The organism is Sinorhizobium sp. M4_45, from assembly GCF_002885915.1.
In the GTDB taxonomy this organism is placed as follows: Bacteria; Pseudomonadota; Alphaproteobacteria; order Rhizobiales; family Rhizobiaceae; genus Sinorhizobium; species Sinorhizobium meliloti_A.
This window is the reverse complement of record NZ_NWVE01000006.1, coordinates 320,953-338,691: the sequence shown is the minus strand read 5'-3', so window position 1 is coordinate 338,691 and position 17,739 is coordinate 320,953. Positions and strand designations below refer to the sequence as shown.

The 17,739-nt window shown below is 60.8% G+C and carries 17 protein-coding genes; 9 read left to right on the top strand and 8 right to left on the bottom strand.

Annotation, left to right across the window (positions count from 1 at the left end):
- Window positions 1-71 precede the first annotated feature (71 nt).
- On the bottom strand, window positions 72-794 hold the full coding sequence (locus tag CN933_RS18810; protein ID WP_018096445.1) for a response regulator transcription factor: 723 nt from the start codon (window positions 792-794) through the stop codon (window positions 72-74).
- Window positions 791-2,038, bottom strand: a complete 1,248-nt coding sequence (locus CN933_RS18805; RefSeq protein WP_102762092.1) for a sensor histidine kinase — start codon at window positions 2,036-2,038, stop codon at window positions 791-793. Before CN933_RS18805 ends, CN933_RS18810 begins: the two co-directional genes overlap by 4 nt.
- 273 nt (window positions 2,039-2,311) lie before the next feature.
- Between CN933_RS18805 and CN933_RS18800 the strand changes: the two genes are divergently transcribed.
- The 5 genes from CN933_RS18800 (at window position 2,312) to CN933_RS18780 (ending at window position 7,666) form a co-directional block, all read left to right on the top strand.
- Window positions 2,312-3,328, top strand: coding sequence for an ABC transporter substrate-binding protein (locus tag CN933_RS18800; protein WP_102762090.1), 1,017 nt, complete (start codon window positions 2,312-2,314; stop codon window positions 3,326-3,328).
- A 72-nt stretch (window positions 3,329-3,400) separates the two neighbouring features.
- The gene (locus CN933_RS18795; protein WP_180980743.1) at window positions 3,401-4,849 is read left to right on the top strand and encodes a sugar ABC transporter ATP-binding protein; all 1,449 of its coding nucleotides are present in this window, start codon (window positions 3,401-3,403) and stop codon (window positions 4,847-4,849) included.
- Window positions 4,846-5,793, top strand: a complete 948-nt coding sequence (locus CN933_RS18790) for an ABC transporter permease (protein WP_102762087.1) — start codon at window positions 4,846-4,848, stop codon at window positions 5,791-5,793. The genes CN933_RS18795 and CN933_RS18790 overlap by 4 nt, the downstream gene beginning before the upstream one ends.
- Window positions 5,790-6,737, top strand: a complete 948-nt coding sequence (locus CN933_RS18785; RefSeq protein WP_018096450.1) for an ABC transporter permease — start codon at window positions 5,790-5,792, stop codon at window positions 6,735-6,737. Before CN933_RS18790 ends, CN933_RS18785 begins: the two co-directional genes overlap by 4 nt.
- 14 nt (window positions 6,738-6,751) lie before the next feature.
- Complete coding sequence (locus CN933_RS18780) at window positions 6,752-7,666, top strand: SMP-30/gluconolactonase/LRE family protein (RefSeq protein ID WP_018096451.1); 915 nt, start codon at window positions 6,752-6,754, stop codon at window positions 7,664-7,666.
- 209 nt (window positions 7,667-7,875) lie between these two features.
- Here CN933_RS18780 and CN933_RS18775 read toward each other — a convergent pair whose 3' ends face one another.
- Both CN933_RS18775 and CN933_RS18770 read right to left on the bottom strand, forming a co-directional pair.
- Window positions 7,876-8,829 (bottom strand): SDR family oxidoreductase, encoded by a 954-nt coding sequence (locus CN933_RS18775; protein ID WP_102762085.1) that lies wholly within the window; start codon window positions 8,827-8,829, stop codon window positions 7,876-7,878.
- A gap of 91 nt (window positions 8,830-8,920) precedes the next feature.
- Window positions 8,921-10,465: an MFS transporter gene (locus CN933_RS18770; RefSeq protein ID WP_102762084.1), complete on the bottom strand. Its 1,545-nt coding sequence runs from the start codon at window positions 10,463-10,465 to the stop codon at window positions 8,921-8,923.
- Between the two features lie 248 nt (window positions 10,466-10,713).
- Here CN933_RS18770 and CN933_RS18765 point away from each other — a divergent pair, with 248 nt between their 5' ends.
- Entirely contained in the window at window positions 10,714-10,917 is a 204-nt protein-coding gene (locus CN933_RS18765; RefSeq protein WP_018096455.1) for a cold-shock protein, read from the top strand.
- 115 nt (window positions 10,918-11,032) lie between these two features.
- On the opposite strand, the gene CN933_RS18760 is transcribed toward CN933_RS18765, so the two are convergent.
- Complete coding sequence (locus CN933_RS18760) at window positions 11,033-11,905, bottom strand: PhzF family protein (RefSeq protein WP_102762082.1); 873 nt, start codon at window positions 11,903-11,905, stop codon at window positions 11,033-11,035.
- A 117-nt stretch (window positions 11,906-12,022) separates the two neighbouring features.
- On the opposite strand from CN933_RS18760, the gene CN933_RS18755 reads away from it, so the two are divergent.
- The gene (locus CN933_RS18755; protein WP_102762081.1) at window positions 12,023-12,958 is read left to right on the top strand and encodes a LysR substrate-binding domain-containing protein; all 936 of its coding nucleotides are present in this window, start codon (window positions 12,023-12,025) and stop codon (window positions 12,956-12,958) included.
- A gap of 41 nt (window positions 12,959-12,999) precedes the next feature.
- Here CN933_RS18755 and CN933_RS18750 read toward each other — a convergent pair whose 3' ends face one another.
- Together CN933_RS18750 and CN933_RS18745 are read right to left on the bottom strand one after the other, a co-directional pair.
- Window positions 13,000-13,719 carry a fimbrial biogenesis chaperone gene (locus CN933_RS18750; RefSeq protein WP_102762079.1) on the bottom strand — a complete coding sequence of 240 codons (720 nt, stop codon included), beginning with the start codon at window positions 13,717-13,719 and terminating at the stop codon, window positions 13,000-13,002.
- Between the two features lie 134 nt (window positions 13,720-13,853).
- A complete protein-coding gene (locus CN933_RS18745) occupies window positions 13,854-14,180 on the bottom strand; it encodes a GYD domain-containing protein (protein WP_180980742.1) in 327 nt (108 codons plus the stop codon).
- Between the two features lie 260 nt (window positions 14,181-14,440).
- Between CN933_RS18745 and CN933_RS18740 the strand changes: the two genes are divergently transcribed.
- Complete coding sequence (locus CN933_RS18740; protein WP_018096459.1) at window positions 14,441-15,520, top strand: mechanosensitive ion channel family protein; 1,080 nt, start codon at window positions 14,441-14,443, stop codon at window positions 15,518-15,520.
- A 77-nt stretch (window positions 15,521-15,597) separates the two neighbouring features.
- On the opposite strand, the gene ppk2 is transcribed toward CN933_RS18740, so the two are convergent.
- Entirely contained in the window at window positions 15,598-16,518 is a 921-nt protein-coding gene (gene ppk2, locus CN933_RS18735; RefSeq protein WP_100673543.1) for a polyphosphate kinase 2, read from the bottom strand.
- 212 nt (window positions 16,519-16,730) lie between these two features.
- Here ppk2 and CN933_RS18730 point away from each other — a divergent pair, with 212 nt between their 5' ends.
- The gene (locus tag CN933_RS18730) at window positions 16,731-17,567 is read left to right on the top strand and encodes an alpha/beta hydrolase (RefSeq protein ID WP_180980741.1); all 837 of its coding nucleotides are present in this window, start codon (window positions 16,731-16,733) and stop codon (window positions 17,565-17,567) included.
- Window positions 17,568-17,739 lie beyond the last annotated feature (172 nt).

Below are 17,739 nucleotides of genomic sequence, written 5' to 3'. Positions count from 1 at the left end.
AATCACGGGATGATGACGGATCCCGATCTCAACTGCTGCGATCGTCGAAGCTTCCGCATTGCCTGTGGAGTCTATTTTCCGTCCAACCACTCCTGTAGTTCCGCTTCCGCCCGCTCCAGCGCGCTGTAGTTCAGGAGTTTGCGCAGGAAGGCGATCGTGATGGCGCGGGCACGCAGATTGAAGCGGCCGTCGTCATTGTCGTCGCTCGCGGCCTGGTAGACGTCGAGCTTGTCGTAAAGCTGCTGCAGGCGGTTCTGTACGCTGCGCAGCGACAGGCCGCGGCGCCTGGCAATGGCCCTGTCGGTAAGGCCGAGTGCGATATCGACGAGGATCTCGTATTCGGAATCGGTGAAGCCGTTCGTCTGGCCAAGGCTTTTCTGCTGAAGACCCCGCACCTCCCGGTCGATGACGCATTGGCTCTCGACGAAGATCGAGCGCAGGGCAAGCTTCAGCCGTTCGTCGGACGCGGATTTCAGGACGTAGCCATAGGCAGCTCCATCCGGAACGATGCGCGAGACACCGCGTACATACGCCTCGTCCGAATAGTTCGACCAGAAAAGGATGCGGGTCTCCGGCCGCTCCTTCCAGATCGTGCGCGCCGCCTCGATGCCGTTGCGGCTCGCCATCTGCAGATCCATGACGATATGCGCCGACTTGTGATCGCGAGCGAGCTTCTCGCCGACAGTTCCATTTTCCGCCTCGATCACGGTGTCGCATTCCGGCAGGGCTGCATTGACCGCCTCATGCAGGTAGGAGCGATGCAGCGGGTCGTCCTCGACGATCAGAACCTTCATTCCGCCCTCTCCTCGATTGAGCCCGCGTCGTGCGGCGTGAGCGGCAGCACCACGCGCACCACGGTGCCGCGATTATTGTGGCCCGGACCGATCGTGAAACGCGCGGAAATCAGTCGCGCCCGGGTCTTCATGTTGTCGATTCCCTCGCCGATCCGTCCCCGCGTTTTGGCAAGTCCGGTTCCATCGTCCGCAATCTCGATCGACAACCGGTCGTCGCCCGCGTCGAGCCGCACCTTGACGGCAAGCGGAGCAGCGTGGCGCACCGCATTGTTGATCGCCTCCTGAGCGATGCGGAACAGCGCGACGATGACGGTCGGCTCCAGCCGTTCCAGCGCACCATTCGTCTCGTCGGCCAGGCCCCATTCGATGATGGAGCCCGCGTCCCGAGTCGAGCGGTCCAGGTGGTGCTCGATCGCCTGGCTAAGTCCGAAGAGCTGGAGAACGGAGGGCTTTGCCTGCTCGATGATCTGCCGCAGGTCCTGCATGCAATGCTGCAGGGAGCGGGAGACGGGCTCCAACGCCTCCGGCGCCACCTCGCCGTTGCGCGACAGCCGATCGATCCTGCGGGCGAGACGCGTCAGGTCGGCGAGCGTCTGGTCGTGCAGGTCCATGCCGATGCGCTGACGCTCCTGCTCCAATGCTTCGGTGAGTTTCAGCGCACCGAGCCGCAGGCCCTCCTCGCGAGCACGAGCTTCCGCTTCCACGATCGCCGACCGTTGCGCTTGCTCGGCCGCCCGCAGCGCGAAGAAATAGGGCGTAAGCAGGTCTGCGATAATGCGGGCCCGCTCGACGTCCTCCATCGTGTAGACACCCGCTTCCTGCGAGGAACATGAAAGCGCCGCGATGATCGCGCCCTGAACCTTCATCGGTACATGCAGTCGGCTCCTTAGCGACTGTTCGACGATCGGCCGCTTGAACGCGCCTTCGAAATGGAAGCGCGGGTCGATCATTGCGTCGTCGGCCAGCAGGAAGTCCACGTCGCCCCATAGGAGGGAGCGGATCGGACTGTTGACGACAGGTGCGCCGGCAAGGTCGCCCCAGGCGGTCTCGATGCCCGTCTCATAGGCGGTGTGATAGTTGCCGTCCTCGAGGAGCACGCAGACATCGAGATGGTCGTGGGGGATGATGTGCGCGACCTCCGCCGCGACCGAGCGAATGGCCGAGCGAAAGTCGAGCTGGCCCGCAAGCAACCGGGAAATTCCGAGATAATGATCGAACATGGCTGCGGGTGCAGGATGCAGCATCGTGGTTTCCTCCAGAAGCGGCAGGCTCCTCAACCCGCCGCAGTCGCTTCGTCAGTAAGCGCCCGCGGGAGCGCCGCCGTCTTGCGTAAACCCGCAGCTTGTTTCGCAAAACCCGCAAACATCTTGCCGCCTTGCGCCTGTACAGGCCCGTCGATCTCCCGCATCCTGCCCTTACTGAGAGGAGGAAGCTCAGTGCAAGAACAATCTCACTCGACCCCGATTGGCCGGGCGGGTGAAGCGATCGCCTGCCAGGCGATCATGAGGGAGAGAGACATGACCATCCGTAAGATGCTTCTGGCATCCGCCGCGATCGCTTGCGCCGCGATGCCCGCTTCCGCATTTGCCGAGACCTCGGCCAAGAAGATCGCCCTTTCGAACAATTATGCCGGCAATTCGTGGCGCCAGGCCATGCTGACGAGCTGGGAAAAGGTGACGGGGGAAGCCGTAAAGGCCGGCGTCGTCGCTTCGGCCGACGCCTTCACCACTGCCGAGAACCAGGCAACGGAACAGGCCGCGCAAATCCAGAACATGATCCTGCAGGGCTACGACGCGATTGTGCTGAACGCCGCCTCACCGACGGCGCTGAACGGCGCGGTCAAGGAGGCCTGCGATGCCGGCATTACCGTCGTCTCCTTCGACGGCATCGTGACGGAACCCTGCGCCTGGCGCATCGCCGTCGATTTCAAGGAAATGGGCCGCAGTCAGGTCGAGTATCTTTCGAACAAACTTCCGGACGGCGGCAATCTGCTCGAGATCCGCGGCCTTGCCGGCGTATTCGTCGACGACGAGATCTCGGCCGGCATCCATGAGGGCGTCAAGCAGTTCCCGCAGTTCAAGATCGCCGGCTCCGTGCACGGAGACTGGGCGCAGGACGTTGCGCAGAAGGCCGTTGCCGGCATCCTGCCGAGCTTGCCTGAAATTGCCGGCGTGGTGACGCAGGGCGGAGATGGTTACGGTGCCGCGCAGGCGATCGCCGCGACCGACCGGAAGATGCCGATCATCGTGATGGGCAATCGCGAGGATGAACTGAAGTGGTGGAAGGAGCAGAAGGATGCGAACGGCTATGAAACCATGTCGGTCTCGATAGCGCCCGGCGTCTCCACCCTTGCCTTCTGGGTCGCCCAGCAGATCCTCGACGGCAAGGAGGTCAAGAAGGACCTCGTCGTTCCCTTCCTGCGCATAGATCAGGACAATCTGGAAGCGAACCTCGCCAATACCCAGGCCGGTGGCGTCGCCAATGTGGAGTACACGCAGGAAGACGCGATCAAGGTCATCGAGTCGGCAAACTAAATCTCCCGGTGGCTGCCGCGCGGCCGTAGATGACCGCGCGGCAGTCTTGTTGAGCAGATGATGGCGAGCAGTATGGACGACGTAGCGAAGGCGATCATTGCGGTCGACGGCGCCAAGGTAAGCTTCGGCGCAGTCAAGGCGCTCGACGGCGTCACGCTTCGTGTCATGCCCGGCGAATGCGTTGGGCTCGTCGGACATAACGGGGCAGGCAAGTCCACGATCGTAAGCGTGATCAATGGCGGCCTTACGCCACACCAGGGAACCGTCACGAGTGACGGCGAGCGGCAGGAACGCTACGGCATCAATGCCGCCCGCGACCGGGGCGTGCGTTGCGTCTTTCAGGAGCTGTCCCTCTGCCCCAACCTCTCCATCGTCGAGAACACCCGTCTTGTACATCGCGCTCTCGGCGGTTTCGGCTGGCGTTCGCGGGCTGCGAAGATCATCGAGAAGAGCCTCGACGCCGTCTTTCCCGGCCATGGCATCGACAGCGGCCGGACCGTGGGAGATCTTTCGATCGCCGAACGGCAGATGGTCGAAATCGCGCTGGCCTTTTCCGATGCCGGCACCCCCGCGCGGCTGGTGATCCTGGACGAACCGACATCGTCGCTCGATGCTAGCCTCGCCCGTCAGATGCTCGACCATGTCCGCCGCTTTATCGCCGGGGGCGGATCCGTCATCTTCATTTCGCATATCCTGCACGAGATCCTCGAAACCGCCGACCGTATCGTCGTCATGAAGGACGGCCGCGTCGTCGCCGAACGTCCGGCGCACCGCTTCGACCATCACGGCCTCGTCGAGGCAATGGGGAGCGTCACGAAGGCGGAAACCCGACAGCGTCCGGTGCGCGACCAAGCCGCGGCGCCGGTCGTTCTGTCCCATCCGGCAGCGGATATTCCCTTCACGGCGCGCTCTGGCGAGATCATCGGCCTCGCTGGCCTGGCTGGCCACGGACAGACCGAGCTCCTCCTCGCGCTGCATGCCGCCCGGTCCGGCAACTGGCTGCCGCAGCGTAATCCGCTCGTCACCTTCGTCGCCGGCGACCGCCGCCTCAACGGGGTTTTCGAATTGTGGAGCATCCTGCGAAACTTCTCCATCGCCTCACTCAGTGACATGTCCCGCCGCGGCCTCGTCCTCGAAGCCGGCGAAAAGACGAGGGGAACGGCCTGGAAAGAACGCATCGAAATCCGCACGCCCGATTTGGACAAACTCATCCTCTCGCTTTCCGGCGGCAACCAGCAGAAGGTGCTCTTCGCCCGCGCACTCACCACGCGCGCATCGATCGTCCTGATGGACGATCCGATGCGCGGCGTGGACGTCGGTACCAAGCAGGAAGTCTACGCGATCATCCGCGAGGAGGCGGCGCGCGGCCGCACCTTCATCTGGTATTCGACGGAAATGGACGAGGTTTGCCTCTGCGACCGGGTCTATGTGTTCCGCGAGGGCCGCATCACGGCCGAACTCGCCGGCGATGCCGTCAACGAGACAAACATTATCTCCGCCTCCTTCGAGGGAGCCGCATGACGTTTCGCCTGTCCTCCGAGGCCATTCGCCTTGTCATTCCCGCTCTATCGCTGTCGCTGCTGCTGGCTGCTGTGTTCTGGCTTCAACCGCGCGCCATGAGCTATATCGGCCTAAACCTGCTGTTCAACCTGGCCGTGCCGATCGCGCTCGCGACGATCGCGCAGATGCTCGTGATGGCGGTGAACGATCTCGATCTCTCGATGGGCGCCTTCGTCAGCTTCGTCGCCTGCGTGACCGCGACTTTCCTGCGGGACGAGCCGGCAATAGGCATCCTGATCCTCGCCGGCGCGGTCGCAGCCTATGCGGCGATCGGCGTCGTCATCCATTTACGAAACCTGCCGTCCATCGTCGTCACCCTCGGCATGAGCTTCGTCTGGGGCGGCCTTGCGGTGCTGTTGCTGCCGGCACCGGGCGGGCAGGCGCCCGACTGGGTGCGGTGGCTGATGACCGTCAAGCCGCCCCTGGCCCCGATGGCGATCGTCGCCAGCATCATCATCGCCGTCATTGCGCATTTCATCGTCAAGCGGTCCTCGCTCGGCGTTCTGATCCGTGGCGTCGGCGGCAACCAGCGCTCGGTGGAGCGCGCCGGCTGGTCGATCGTCGCGGCGCGCGCGACCGCCTATGCCCTCGCTGGCCTCTTTGCGGTGCTGGCAGGCATCGCCCTCGTCGGCTTGACCACCTCGGCCGATGCCAATATCGCGCTGCGCTACACGCTGCTGTCGATCGCCGGCGTCATTCTCGGGGGCGGCGAATTCATCGGCGGCCGCGTCTCTCCCGTCGGCGCCGTCATCGGGGCGCTGACGCTGACGCTTGCCGGCTCGTTCCTCTCCTTCCTGCGCATCTCCCCGGACTGGCAGATTGGCGCCCAGGGCGCGATTCTGATCATCGTGCTCGCGCTCCGCCTGATGCTGAACCGCTTCGAGAAGCGGGAGAAACGCCGATGAACGCGCTCGTCCGCCAGTTCGGCAAACCCTGGGTCTGGTCGTGGCTCGCTGCCTTCGTCGTCTGGTTCCTGACGATCATGGTGACGGGGGGCGCCGGCACGCTCGGACTGTCGCAGGCAGCGCTCACCTTTGCGGCCTTCTCGGTGATCGTCGGCATCGGGCAGATGTTCGTCATCACCCTCGGTCCCGGAAACATCGATCTCTCGGTTCCCGCCACCATGACGCTCGCCGGCACGGTGGCACTGAAGTTGATGAATGTCGAAAACGGCATGATCCTGCCCGGCCTTCTCCTTGCCGTCTTCATTGGTCTTGGCGTCGGTCTTTGCAACTACACGCTTATCAAGGCGCTGCGCATCCCGCCGATTATCGCAACGCTCTCCATGAGCTTCATCGTCCAGTCCGGCGCGATATGGACGAACCGCGGTCTTCGTATCAAGCCCCCGAGCGTGCTTGCGGAATTCACCACCACGAGTACGCTCGGCGTGCCGAACGTGGCAATCGTCGCTTTCCTGATCTCCGTCCTCGCCTGGATCCTGCTTGAGAAGACGATCTACGGCCGTTGGATCTCGGCGATCGGACAGAGCATGCCGGCCGCCCGCATGGCAGGCATACCGGTCGACGGAACGCGCTTCGTCACCTACCTGTTCTGCGCCGTGCTCGCTTCGATCAGCGGCTATCTGCTCGCCTGCTTCTCCGGCGGCGCGGCGCTCAACATGGGCGCGGAGTATCTTCTGATGTCGATTGCCGTCGTCGTGATCGGCGGCACAGCGGTCGCCGGCGGCGATTCCAACGTGCCCGGCATATGGGGCGCGTCGCTCTTCATGTTCCTCGTGGTCTCCATGCTCAATACCTATGGGCTCGGCGCAGGCATTCGCCTCATCATGACCGGCCTCATCATCATCAGCGTCATCATGCTCGCCGGCGGTCGGCGGGGCATGCGATAAACGGAAAGACTGCCATGGCCGAGGCCTCCATCTACGAAATCCACGACCCGCGCTTCCGTCAGATGATCGTGACCAGTGCCGGTCTCGACGAGCTCTATTCCGGCTGCCGCTGGGCGGAAGGTCCCGTCTGGTTCAACGATGCGAACCAACTCCTGTGGAGCGACATTCCCAATCAGCGCATTCTAAGATGGACGCCGGAGGGCGGCGTTTCCGTCTATCGTGAGCCGTCCAATTTTACCAACGGCCATACACGCGACAGGCAGGGACGGCTCATCTCCTGCGAGCACGGCACGCGCCGCGTCACGCGCACCGAGGTGGACGGCTCGATTACCGTGCTCGCCGATCGTTTCGAAGGCAGGCGGCTCAATTCACCGAACGATGTCGTGGTGAAGTCGGACGGCACGATCTGGTTCACCGATCCCACCTACGGCATCATGTCCGACTACGAAGGCTATCGCGCAGACCCGGAGCAGCCGACGCGCAACGTCTACCGGCTCGATCCGGAGACCGGCGAGCTTTCCGCAGTCGTGACGGACTTCATCCAGCCGAACGGCCTCGCCTTCTCGCCCGACGAAAAGACCCTCTACGTGGCGGATTCATCGGCAAGTCACGATGACCGCCTCCCTCGGCACATACGCGCCTTCGACGTGACCAGCGGCGGACGGCTCGCGAACGGACGCGTCTTCTGCGTCATCGACAAAGGAATTCCGGACGGCATCCGGACGGACGCGAACGGAAATTTATGGTCGAGCGCCGGAGATGGAGTGCACTGTTTCGATCCTGCCGGCAAGCTGATCGGCAAGATCCTGGTTCCGCAGACGGTCGCCAATCTCACATTCGGCGGTCCAAGGCGCAACCGCCTGTTCATTGCGGCAACCCGCTCGCTTTATTCACTTTATGTCGCCGTGACGGGGTCCCAGGTGCCTTAGAGAATGTTTCATGGAATCACTGAAATGCTCTAACCGTCTGATCCAACGCACTTCCGGAAAACCGTTACACCCTTTTCCTGGAAGTGCTCTCGAACGATACTGGGTAACGGGTTTCCTCGTGACGGCCAAAGGCCGTCACTCGTCTGATCGGAGGTCGGCCTCCTCCCGGCGCTAGGGATAGCGACGTTCGTCGGTCGAGCAGGACGAGATCAGTAGCCGCCGACGATCGGAAGAATCTCGCCGGTGATGTAGCTCGACATTTGCGGAGAGGCGAGAAAGACGTAGGCCGGAGCAATTTCCTCTGGCTGCGCCGCACGCTTCATCGGCGTTTGGGAGCCGAACTTCTCCACATCTTCAGCCTCTTTGTCCGATGGATTGAGAGGCGTCCAGACCGGGCCGGGCGCGACGGCGTTCACGCGGATACCTTTGGGCACGAGATGTCCCGAAAGAGCGCGGGTGAAGGCATGAATTCCACCCTTGGTCATGGAGTAGTCCAGCAGCTCCTTCGAGCCGGTAAGGCCCGTGACGGACCCGGTGTTGATGATCGCCGAGCCGTTCTTCAAATGCGGAATAGCGGCCTTTGCCATGTAGAAGTAGCCATAGAGGTTCGTCTTCAGCGTTTCGTCGAAGTGTTCGTCGGTCAGATCCTCGATGTCACGCGTGTGGACCTGGAAGGCGGCGTTGTTGACGAGGATGTCGAGGCGTCCAAGCTGCATGACCGTTTTTTCCACTGCCTTTCGGCAGAAGCTCGCATCCTTGACGTCGCCTTTGATCACAAGGCACTTTCGTCCCTCCTGTTCCACAGCAGCCTTTGTTTCGTCTGCGTCCTGAGATTCGTCGAGATGCACGATGGCGACGTCCGCCCCTTCACGGGCAAAGAGGACCGCCACCGACCGACCGATGCCGGAGTCACCCCCCGTGATCAGCGCCACCTTGTCCTTCAGCTTGTCTGAACCCTTGTAAAACGGGGCATCGTACATTGGCGCGACGGGAAGATCAGCCTCTGAGCCCGGCTTGTCCTGATGCACCTTCGGAAATGGCGGCTCCGGATAACGGCGAGCGCCCGCCTGCATGGCTCCTGAGGCCTTCGGTTTTTCCTTCTTGTCGGCCTCTTCAACCTGCTTCTGGATGTCGCGCTGTTTCTGCCCGGTTTCGGATTTCATTGATGCCTCCTTCGATTGAGGAGGATAAACGCCGCCGAGGCCAAAAGGTTTGGGCGAGACCGCATCCTCGCCATTCCTAAATCATCGTGACCTAATGAGAGGCCAATGTGCTCTCATCGATGTGTGCGCTGGCATATACCCGCCGGGCGACGATCGCGAGAAGAAGGAGCGTCACCGTTGCGACGACGCAACATATGGAGAAACCAAGTGAGAAGCCGCTTTTCGCAGTCTCAAGCCAGACGGCTGACGTTGAACCCGGCATCGACCGAGCTGTCTCGACTGCGCCGGCAAGGGTAGCAGAAACGGCCTCGGCTTGCACGGGATCGAGGCCGCTCAGGTCGGCGCGGTTCATCGCCATACGATAGACCAGGGTCGCCAAGCTGCCGAGCACCGCGATTCCCAGTGCGCCTCCAAATTCTGCGCTCGTTTCCGATATGGCCGAAGCCGAGCCTGCCCGTTCGGGCGGTGCAGTTCCCACGATCAGGCCGGTCGTGGTCAGGACGACAGGAACGAAGCCGAAGCCGATGATCATGCTGGAGCCAAGGATCCCGATCAAGCTCTCGGCGTAGGCGGCTACAGCCATAGCAGCAGCTCCCGCCGCATTGATCAAAAGCCCGCCTAGCACGGTTCTGACGGGTCCGAAGCGGTTGGTGAAACGGTAGGCCTGAAAAGACATGACTGCGAAGACGAAGGCCGATGGCGCGGACCAGAGCGCAGCCTTCAATGGCGACAGACCGAGCACAAGCTGCAGGAAGAGGTTCTGAAACAGGAAGACGCCGAAGACGAAGAAGACACCGGCGAGGTTTACCATCAGCGAGGCCGTAAAGGCTGGCACCCGGAAGAGCGCGAGGTCGACCAATGGGTCGCTGAGGCGTCGCTGACGCCTCACAAACAGGAGGCCGACCAGAAGCCCCAGTCCGATATAGACGACTTGGGCAAGCTGGAAACCGTCGGCAGCCATATGCTTGAAGCCGTAGATGATCGGCAGAACCGTCGCGAGCGAAAGCACGACACTCAACAGATCCAGTCGGCCGGCATCATTGTTCCTGTATTCCGGCAGCAGAAACGGGGCGACGGCCAGAAGCAAGAGCATGACTGGTATGTTGATCAGAAACACCGATCCCCAGTGGAAATACTGTAGCAGAATTCCGCCGATGAGGGGGCCAACGAGGCCGCCCAGCGCAAAGGCCGTGCCCCAGATGCTGATCGCCCTGTTTCGCTCCGCCTCGTTTTTGAAGAGATTGACGATCAGCGACAGAGTGGAGGGCGCGATCGTCGCACCCGCGATGCCAAGCAGAGCCCTTGCCAGAATGAGTTGCTCCGGCGTGTTTGCAAAAGCCGCGAAGGCCGATGCGACGCCGAAAGCAAAAGCGCCCATCAGCAATACCCGTCGCCGCCCGATTCGATCTCCCAGCGTTCCCATGGTCACGAGAAAGCCCGCGACCATGAAGCCATAGATGTCGTTTATCCAGAGCAGTTGCGATGCGGAAGGATCGAGGTCCGCGACGATCGCTGGTACCGCGAGGAACAGCACCGAAAGGTCCATCGAATAGATCAGGCATGCGATCGACAGGACGCAGAGGCCAATCCACTCACGGCGGCTTGCCTGCTCAGGCGTGTGACTAGTCTCGGCCATGGTCGTCCTCCGGAAAGCCGGCGGAGATTTCCCCGAATCGCAGCCGTTGACAAGTATCAATTCGACCGGCTTCGATCCCAAGGCAGGTTTTCAAGAATTCAAACTCGGCTTGAACGAGGCCGTCGTCCTTTGTCACTGAAGTAATCACACGTGAAAACGATCAGAACGGCTGCTGACGTTGATCGGAAAGCATTCGCGCTGTAGGTTCGGCACGCGAGCCAAAAGTGCGCGAGCAAGGAGGGACTATCATGCCTACAGGTACTGTTAAATTTTTCAACGACGACAAGGGATTTGGCTTCATCACGCCTGAGGATGGCGGAACGGACGTCTTCGTTCACGTGTCTGCCTTGCAGCACGGCGGTTCGCTGAAAGAGGGTGACAAGGTCAGCTACGAGGTCGGTCAAGATCGCAAGACCGGAAAGTCGAAGGCGGAAAACGTCTCCGTGCTTTGACGGCAGACTTCCGGCAGGTTCGGAGCGCCTCCGTGTTTCATCGAAACGCGGAGGCGCTCTGTCGATGACGCTTCGCCGTGTCCGGGAAACCGCTGCACACTTTCCTGGAAGTGCTCTAAAGCCGGATCACTCCTTTGACCACGACGATCCCGGCGCCGGAGAGTTCCGGCAAGGGAGCAAGCCGGACGCGCAGAATGCTCCGGCGGCCCATTTTGGTGCCCTGCTCGATGACCAGTTCGTCGTTCGTAAGGTTTCCCGTGGCGGCAAGATAGGCCGCCAGGGGGCCAGCCGCGGTTCCCGTCGCAGCATCCTCCCAGAGACCAACGGAGGGGTTGAAAAACCGAGCGTAAGCCGTATCCGGCGCATCGGCGTCGAGTGCATAGATATAGCAGCCCTCCGCAGGCGTCTTCTCGAGAACGGCGAGCAATTTGTCGGCCATCGGCCGCGCTCTGTCTACGGTATCCGCATTCAGGACGCGCACCATAAGGTGCGTGGCTCCGGTATCGGCCGGACGTGCAGGCGGGTCGGGCAAAATGTCTCTGGGATCCAGGCCGAGAGCGTCAGCCAGAGGTGCGACGTCATCGAGCGGGTCCGACAGGCTCAAAGGCATCTGGCGCATGCGGCCATGGATGCGACCGCCGACCGACTCGAGCTCGATCGGCAGAACATCTCTGCCGATCTCCTGCTGAAAGGTTCGGGCCGCGGTCAGCGAACCGAGATCGCCATTCTCCCCGAGCCAGAGCCAGGCCCCAAGAGCATTGTGACCCGCACCGAACACCTCTGCACCGCTCGCAGTGAACGATCGCAACTTCCAGTCCGCCCGTGTGCTCCGCATGAGGAATGTGGTCTCGGCTTGATTGAATTCGCGTGCGATCCGTCGCATCTGGTCGTCGGTCAGGTCGTCGGCGTCCTGTACCACGGCCAGCGGATTGCCCGACAGCGGCACATCCGCAAATACATCGATGAGACCTGCGACCAATTCAACCATTTTGTACCCCGACTTGAATGAGCTAAATTTAGTGTAGCGTAGCTTTCATCACTGTAGCTTTTTCTTATTGAAGAATAAAAATCGAAATCCTCAGCTCTAAGATGAACTGGATTCAGCATGCAACGTTTGCGCCTGCCTCCCTTGTCCGCACTTCGCGCCTTTGAAGCCGCCGCGCGCCGCGCCAGCTTCAAGGCCGCAGCCGAAGAGCTTTTGGTCACGCCTACGGCAATCAGCCATCAGGTCAAACAGCTCGAAGCTTATATGGGCCTGCGCGTACTGGACCGGACGCCCAGAGCCGTGACGCTGACCCCGCCGGGTAAGGCGCTTTACGAGGCGACGGCCTCCGGTTTTGGCGAAATCGAACGGGCAGTCACACGACTGCTGGCTGAGACGGCGCCGACAACAGTCACCCTGACGTCGACGACAGCATTTCTGAGTCACTGGCTGGTGCCGCGAATGGATGCGCTGCGCCAAGCCCTTCCGACGATCGACCTGCGATTGCACACGTCGAACACGATCGAGGACTTGCGCGCCGGGGGCATCGAAACCGCGATACGTTACGGGCGTGGTCCATTCGCCGGCGCAGCCAGCACGCAACTTTGCAGCGATGTGATGACGCCGGTTTGCAGCCCAGGACTCGGTCTGTCGCAACTTGAGGACCTGCGGCGCGTCACGCTGATCCACATCGACGGGCGAAGTCGCCCGACGCCGAAACCCGATTGGAATCGCTGGTGTGAACAGACCGGCATCGCCGACCTCGATACCAGTGCCGGCCCCCGATTTCCCGATAGCATGCTGGCCGTCCAGGCGGCCATTGCCGGCCAGGGCGTGGTCATCGCCAGTCGAGTCCTTGTCGCCGATGCACTTGCTGCTGGTTTGCTGGAAGCCCCATTCTCGCAAACACTTGCCGGCGACGCCTATCATTTTGCCTGCGCCCTGGGGCTGGAACAGCGCAATGACATCGCAGCACTTCGGACGTGGTTTCAGAACTGCTTTTCCGCAGCTCATCCTGAGCCCAGACCGGTTACCGTGAGCCTCGCGGCTCGTCCTTGACCGCTGCCGCGGATCGAGATGAACAAGCTCGAATCAAGTTCCTAGCGACCGCTGACGCCAAGCTGTGCATCGATCGCGCTGCCGTTGCTTTTCGCTGAAAGTGTCACAAGGCCGCCCGAATAACTGTCCTCCGTGCCGACTCGCCATTGCCTCGTCAGGCCCGGCAGCACATATCCGACAAACCCGTCACGTCGGGCGATGACTTCCCCGCCCTGCATCAGCTTCACATCAGACAGCCTCAGCCTCCTGGCCCCATTATTTTCAACCACGAGCATGAGCCAGCCGCGGGAGCGTGCCAGACTCCAATCAACCTCCGACGCCGAAGCTTCCGGAGTGCGGAAAAGGACTGGCAGAACGTGTTGCACGGCCACGCTTTCGGCACCCGACCTACTCCCCTTTGGATCGGGCAACTCGTCGATCAACACCCGGTAGCTCTCCTCCAAGCGTAGCGGCTCCTTGCTGACGCGTACCACACTGACGATGCGGTTGCCGTGCGGCGGCAGCCGTGCTGATGGCGGGCTTGCAACGACATCGTTGGTCGGCTTCAGTTGCTCTACTCCGCCTTCCTTACTCCAACGAAGTACCCGCACCTCGATGTCGACCGGGCGGCTCACCTGGTTTCTAAGATGCAAAACCGCCGCTCGATCCGGTGCAACACGCTCGACCGAGGTCGGAGAAATGACGAGCGAAGCAGCGTTGGCAGTCAGTGTGTACAACAAAAGCAAAACAGCTAGGCCGATGCTTTTCAGCATGGAGCACATGGCGATCTCCTGTCAGGCACTTCCGTGCATCAACGCCGTGGAACTGGCGGCACTTCAACGAGAACTCGGACGGCGAACGGAGATTTCACGAAGCGCCACTCGCCTTCAATATGGGTGGGAAGAGTGCACCACGCCTAGGCTCCAGGGGGACGATAGCCAATCGACTTTGCCTTTCCAAGGGCTTCCATCGTATCCTCGACGCTGAGGAGGACAGTGGTTTCGATAGAGCTGAGCGCGCCTCCTGCGCCGATGGCAAGGGCGACGGCCGCCATCGATACGTTATCGGGCGCCTCCCACAGATTCCAACCGTCATGCTCGCCAAAGGCGTACCAGAACCCATGGAGCTTTCCGCCGACGGATTCGATATACGAACGTGCCGCCTCACGGCGATCTTCCGGGTTTTCGATCATTCGCGCCCACGTCTCGGGCGTGTAGCTGAAGCGCGTGAGATACATGGCCATGTCAGCCTCCTCTGTCACGATAACTCAGTTAACGCCCGGTCCCCGGAGAACGCGAGTCATTTCCGACGTTCGGGATCGGCCTGCGAATAGCTCCAACCTTGCCGCCTTGGATGGCAGCTTGCGTGTCATTGCGGACTGCAGCCATCGGCTCGGCCAGTGCTGAACATGGATGGTGCCCACTTCGGCGTTTAACGATGATATAATGGGTTGCTCGCTGCCTTAGACTGTGTGCACGGGGATGGCGACACCGGGGTGAACCCATGGAACGACGCGACAAGGAACAGGAGAACCTTTCCCGGCTCGAACGGGTCGCGCAACAGACCGCTGATCCAAAAACCATGCAACAGAAGGCGAAAAGGCCCGAGGAAAAATTTCGCTTCAGCCTTCGCAAAGAAGACGTCTGGTGGACGGTTGGCTTCGCGGCCGCTGCCTTGCTGCTTTTTGGCGTCCAAGTCCTGATCAATTGGCGCCTGGATTGGTTTGACGCGCCCTTACGCCTCCGCGTGATGAATTACGTCAAGGGCGGCCTTCTCATTTTTATTATGCTGACCGTTGCGAACCTAATTGAAGTCTTTCTCATTGGCCGAATTCCCAACCGTGTCTCGCGTTTCAACCTGAAACGTATTTTTCGATTGGTCGTCGTGGTCGCCATCGTCTTCGTGGCGATTTCGGTCTTATTCGTAAACTGGTACGCCGCGGTCGTTTCGCTCGGCCTGATTTCACTCATTCTCGGCTTTGCGCTGCAAATGCCGATCTCCAGTTTCATCGCCTGGATTTATATCCTGGCCAGGGCGCCATATCGCGTTGGCGACCGAATTCGCATCGGCGATGCCCATGGCGATGTCATCGATGTCAGCTATCTCGATACGACGCTGTGGGAATTCGGCGGCGAGTACCTCTGGACCGATCATCCGAGCGGACGCATCATCAAGTTTCCGAACTCAACCGTGTTCGAGACGCCGGTCTTCAATTATTCCTGGCCGCTGTTTCCCTACGTCTGGAACGAAATCAAGTTCCAGCTCGCCTATGAAAGCGATCTGGAGTTCGTGGCGCTGACCATGAGAGAGGTCGTGGAAGAGCAGGTCGGCGACATCATGAGCCAGAAGGTGAAGATCTATAAGCACATCCTCTCGAATACGCCGGTGGACGAACTCGAGGTGAAGGAGCATCCCGTGGTTCATTTTCGCGTCAGCGAAAACACCTGGCTCGAGGCCATCGTGCGTTATCTCGTGCCGCCGAAGGAAGCGGGGCGCACCAAAACACGCCTGATCAAGGAAATGCTGGCGCGAATGAACGCAGAACCCGATCGCGTACTGTTTCCGAAGAGCAATTTGCGGTGAATTTCCCCACGCCGGGTTTGCGACCATCCCCGCCGTGACGACTCGCCGGATGTTTTCGCGCCTTTGTATCCGAGATGTCAGTATTTCGCGGGAACATAAAGCTCCGGAGGCAGGACCTTCCGCTCGTAGTTGGGATTGAAAATGCGCTCCGGCAAGGTGATATCCTCGTGCGGCACATCCTCATAAGGGATTTGCTTCAAGAGATGGTCGATGCAGTTGAGCCGCGCCCGCTTCTTGTCGTTGGCCTCGACGATGTGCCATGGCGCTTCGGGAATGTTGGTACGGGCGAAGGTCTCTTCCTTGGCCTTGGTATAGGCTTCCCAACGCACGCGCGATTGCAGGTCCATCGGCGAGAGCTTCCACTGTTTCAGCGGGTCGTGGATGCGCGTCAGAAAGCGCAGTTGCTGTTCCTCGTCGGTAATCGAGAACCAATATTTGACCAGCCGAACGCCGGAGCGCACCAGCATGCGTTCGAATTCCGGCACGTCGTCGAAGAACTGCTCGACCTCCTCCTCGGTCGCAAAGCCCATGACGCGTTCGACGCCGCAGCGGTTGTACCAGGAGCGGTCGAAGAGGACGATTTCGCCGCCGGCCGGGAGATGTGGCACATAACGCTGGAAATACCATTGAGTCTTCTCGCGATCGGACGGCGCCGGCAGTGCCACCGTTCTCACGATGCGCGGATTGAGTCGCTGGGTGATGCGCTTGATGACGCCGCCCTTTCCAGCCGCGTCGCGTCCCTCGAAGATTACGACGACCTTCTCCTTGTGGTAGACGACCCAGTCCTGCAGCCTGATTAGCTCCGCCTGCAACGCCAGGAGCGCGCGGAAATAGTCCATGCGGGGAAGCGTCGGAGGGTGCGCTTTACGGTAAATCTTGCGTATTTCCTCGGATAAGGCCGGCTCTGAAAGCTCGAGCTCGTAATCCTCGTCGATTGTGTCAGCAAGTTCCGCTTCGAGCCAATCGATGCGTTCTACCTCGTCTTTCGACTTACTCATGTCACGCCTCCGCAGTTCACGCCAACAGCTGATCGCAAGAATGGCTTATTCCATGTCGGAGTGAAGGAAATTTTACATTCCCCAGGACGCATGCCGCCGGCGTAAGCAGGGTCGAGACTCACCGGCGACACAAGAACGTTGTGATGGCAGGTCCCATTTGGGCATACTAACCCGACGATCTCAATGGAGCGGACGAGCAGCGGGCATGAACTGTGAATGCCACTAAACTCCTGCTGATCTTGCCGCTATTGGCGGCTTTCGCATACATCTCGCTTGTCGGCGTGACGTATCTGTCCCAGCGCGCGCTCCTTTACCCCGGTGCAAGCGCAACTTCGGCGCCGGAGCGAGCGAGCTGGGGGCAGAACGTGTACATCCAAACGAGCGATGGAGAAGCGCTTCATGGCCTCTATAGCCAGAGCGAGCCCGGCCAGCCGTCGGTGTTGTTCTTCCTCGGAAATGCCGACCGGGTCAGCAATTATGGCTTCTTCGCCCAGGCTCTTGCCGCACGCGGCATCGGCCTGCTCGCGCTTTCCTATCGCGGCTATCCGGGATCATCTGGGACGCCGAACGAGCATGGCTTATTGATTGATGGCATTGCCGCCTTCGACTGGCTTGCGGTACGTTCCGGAAACGAGATCGTCGTGCTGGGCCAGTCGCTGGGAAGCGGTGTGGCGGTCAATACGGCTGGACAACGGCCGGCAGTCGCGGTTATCCTCGTGTCTGCCTACCTGTCGGTCCTCTCGCTCGCCCAGACCTACTATCCATTCTTCCCGGTTGCGCTCCTCACCAAGGATCCCTTCCGCTCAGATCTGAAAATCGCAGAGGTGAGGCAACCGAAGCTGTTTATCCACGGCCGGCATGACACCATCATCCCATTGTCTTCGGGCGAAGCTCTGTATCAAATCGCTCCCGAGCCCAAGCAGATGCTCATCTACGACGCCGGCCATAACGATCTGTGGGACGCCCGCATGGTCGACGACATCATTCGTTTTGTGGAGGCGCAAAAAGAAGACAACGCCGATCCACCGCCGCGAAGGGACCGGAACTGACGAGCCGCTAATCCGCTAGTCCACCCGGGATCATTGGGTACTGGCGACAGACGCAGATTATCACAACTAAATACAGCCGGGTCCCCTAGGATTTTACAGCTTGAAGTTTTGAAGCAGGAGGTACAACGTTTCGGCCCTAACACGTAGGGGCAGCTCATCAGTACGTGCTTTT

What these genes read in the sequence shown, in the direction of transcription:
- CN933_RS18810 (WP_018096445.1), bottom strand. Translation starts at nt 794, where the DNA reads ATGAAGGTTCTGATCGTCGAGGACGACCCGCTGCATCGCTCCTACCTG.
- CN933_RS18805 (WP_102762092.1), bottom strand. Translation starts at nt 2,038, where the DNA reads ATGCTGCATCCTGCACCCGCAGCCATGTTCGATCATTATCTCGGAATT.
- CN933_RS18800 (WP_102762090.1), top strand. Translation starts at nt 2,312, where the DNA reads ATGACCATCCGTAAGATGCTTCTGGCATCCGCCGCGATCGCTTGCGCC.
- CN933_RS18795 (WP_180980743.1), top strand. Translation starts at nt 3,401, where the DNA reads ATGGACGACGTAGCGAAGGCGATCATTGCGGTCGACGGCGCCAAGGTA.
- CN933_RS18790 (WP_102762087.1), top strand. Translation starts at nt 4,846, where the DNA reads ATGACGTTTCGCCTGTCCTCCGAGGCCATTCGCCTTGTCATTCCCGCT.
- CN933_RS18785 (WP_018096450.1), top strand. Translation starts at nt 5,790, where the DNA reads ATGAACGCGCTCGTCCGCCAGTTCGGCAAACCCTGGGTCTGGTCGTGG.
- CN933_RS18780 (WP_018096451.1), top strand. Translation starts at nt 6,752, where the DNA reads ATGGCCGAGGCCTCCATCTACGAAATCCACGACCCGCGCTTCCGTCAG.
- CN933_RS18775 (WP_102762085.1), bottom strand. Translation starts at nt 8,829, where the DNA reads ATGAAATCCGAAACCGGGCAGAAACAGCGCGACATCCAGAAGCAGGTT.
- CN933_RS18770 (WP_102762084.1), bottom strand. Translation starts at nt 10,465, where the DNA reads ATGGCCGAGACTAGTCACACGCCTGAGCAGGCAAGCCGCCGTGAGTGG.
- CN933_RS18765 (WP_018096455.1), top strand. Translation starts at nt 10,714, where the DNA reads ATGCCTACAGGTACTGTTAAATTTTTCAACGACGACAAGGGATTTGGC.
- CN933_RS18760 (WP_102762082.1), bottom strand. Translation starts at nt 11,905, where the DNA reads ATGGTTGAATTGGTCGCAGGTCTCATCGATGTATTTGCGGATGTGCCG.
- CN933_RS18755 (WP_102762081.1), top strand. Translation starts at nt 12,023, where the DNA reads ATGCAACGTTTGCGCCTGCCTCCCTTGTCCGCACTTCGCGCCTTTGAA.
- CN933_RS18750 (WP_102762079.1), bottom strand. Translation starts at nt 13,719, where the DNA reads ATGTGCTCCATGCTGAAAAGCATCGGCCTAGCTGTTTTGCTTTTGTTG.
- CN933_RS18745 (WP_180980742.1), bottom strand. Translation starts at nt 14,180, where the DNA reads ATGGCCATGTATCTCACGCGCTTCAGCTACACGCCCGAGACGTGGGCG.
- CN933_RS18740 (WP_018096459.1), top strand. Translation starts at nt 14,441, where the DNA reads ATGGAACGACGCGACAAGGAACAGGAGAACCTTTCCCGGCTCGAACGG.
- ppk2 (WP_100673543.1), bottom strand. Translation starts at nt 16,518, where the DNA reads ATGAGTAAGTCGAAAGACGAGGTAGAACGCATCGATTGGCTCGAAGCG.